Origin of the sequence: Dietzia cercidiphylli, assembly GCF_014145145.1 — a bacterium.
GTDB classification, from domain to species: Bacteria; Actinomycetota; Actinomycetes; order Mycobacteriales; family Mycobacteriaceae; genus Dietzia; species Dietzia natronolimnaea.
Map to the genome: position 1 here is coordinate 1 of NZ_JAALEA010000418.1, position 1,839 is coordinate 1,839.

At 72.6% G+C, this 1,839-nt stretch carries 2 protein-coding genes; both read left to right on the forward strand.

The window, feature by feature from the left end:
- Nucleotides 1–368 (forward strand): pyridoxine 5'-phosphate oxidase C-terminal domain-containing protein (locus G6028_RS14370; RefSeq protein ID WP_277817614.1); only part of this gene is annotated, 368 nt, incomplete at its 5' end.
- Nucleotides 369–429: 61 nt separating this feature from the next.
- Nucleotides 430–1,839: amidohydrolase family protein (locus tag G6028_RS14375; protein WP_182659279.1), on the forward strand; the 1,410-nt coding region annotated here is incomplete at its 3' end.

Sequence of the window (1,839 nt, forward strand, 5' to 3'; positions counted from 1 at the left end):
CCCGCGCCACCCTCGTGGTGCTCAGCGCCGACCGGACCCGCCAGCTCACCATGACCGGCCCCGCAGCACCCACGGACCGCGAGGAGCAACTGCTCACCTATCGCGACCGGACCCCGTATCTCAAGCTGCTGGCCTGGACCAACAGTCCCGCCACAGCGGCCCTGCCCCCGGCCGGACGACGGGAGGTGTGGGCGGAGACCGTCTCCCGGCACGGGCCCACCCCGCAGGACCCGCCCGACACCTGGACCGGGTACCGCCTGCGGCCCGAGGCGGTGACGTTCTGGCGGGGCGAGCCCGACGCGCCCTCACACCGCCGACGGTTCCACCTGCGTCCCGGCGGCTGGCTGGCCGAGGACCTCCCGGGCTGACACGCCGCGCCGACCGCGCGCGCCCAACCCTTGCCGCCGCCCCGAGAACGAGAGACCCCTCATGATCACCTTCACCGATGCGCTCGTCATCCCCGTGACGACGACCCCGGGAACGACTGCAGCCGACGCCCCGCCGTGGTTCCACGGCTGGGTCCACGTCGACGAGGACGGGCTGATCGCCGCGCTGGGTGCCGGTGATCCGCCGCCCGGACTGCCCGGCACCGTCCACGACCTGGGTGGGTCGATCCTGGCGCCCGGGTTCGTCTCCGCGCACAGCCACCTGTTCACCGCCGGGATGCGCGGCATCGCCCCCGACGACACGCTCTACGGGTGGGTCTCACGGATGGGCGAGATGATGGTCGGGGCCGAGGCCGAGGACCTGTACTGGTTCACCCTCGCCGGCTGCCTGGACTTCCTGCGCAACGGCGTGACCAGCGCCTACAACTTCACCCAGAGCCGGGTGGTGGCGGTGTTCGACCACGCCACCTCCACCCTGGTCGCCGAGCGGGTCCACGACGTCGAGTTCCTCACGCGACAGATCGACGCGCAGGCCGACTCGGGACTGCGGTGCGTCACCTCGACCCGGCTGGACGACGAGCAGCTGCCCGAGGCCGAGTGCTTCGAGGCGTTCGCCCACGTCACCGAGCACCGCCAGCGCACGGTCCCCCGGGACCTGGATCTGGGCGGATCGGTGTTCGGGTCGGTGCAGTGGTCGTCCTCGCCGGTCACCGCCGAACGCGAACGGCACGCCATGGCGACCCACCGTGTGGGCAACCAGGCGCACTTCGTGGAGACCGCCGAGCACCTGGAGGTGCAGCGGGCCAAGTTCGACTGGTACGACCACGCCGGGGTGTTGGGCCCCGCCTTCTCCTTCGGCCACTTCGTCCACCCCACCGAGCACATGGTGCGTCGGGTGGCCGACACCGACTCCGCGGTGATCTGGCAGGCCACCTCCAACGGCCGGCTGGGATCCGGTATCGCCGACGTCGCCGGGTACCGGGCCGCGGGGATCCGGGTGGGGATGGGGCTCGACGACCAGTCCTGCACCGACGTCTCCGACCCGTTCCAGAACATGCGCATCGGCCTCTACACCCAGCGGGCCGTCCACTCCGACGCCTCTGTCCTGGCCGCGCACGAGGTGCTGCGGATGCACACCCTGGGTGGCGCGGAGGCGCTCGGCCTGTCCGGCCGGATCGGCAGCATCGAGGTGGGCAAGCACGCCGACCTGCTGGTCGTGGATCCCACCGCCCCGGCCACCGGGCCGATCTGGGACCCGGTGGCCACGTACGTCCTGGCGTGTTCGCTGCGCAACCTCACGCACGTGTACGTGGGCGGGCGGCTGGTCGCCGAGGGGGCACGCTCACTGCACCCGCTGGCGGACGAGGCCGACGCCCAGCTCACCGAGCGGATGATCCGCTCGGCGCGGGCGCGCGGGTTCGCCCCGGCCTACACGCGGCCGGTGGGGGTGCGC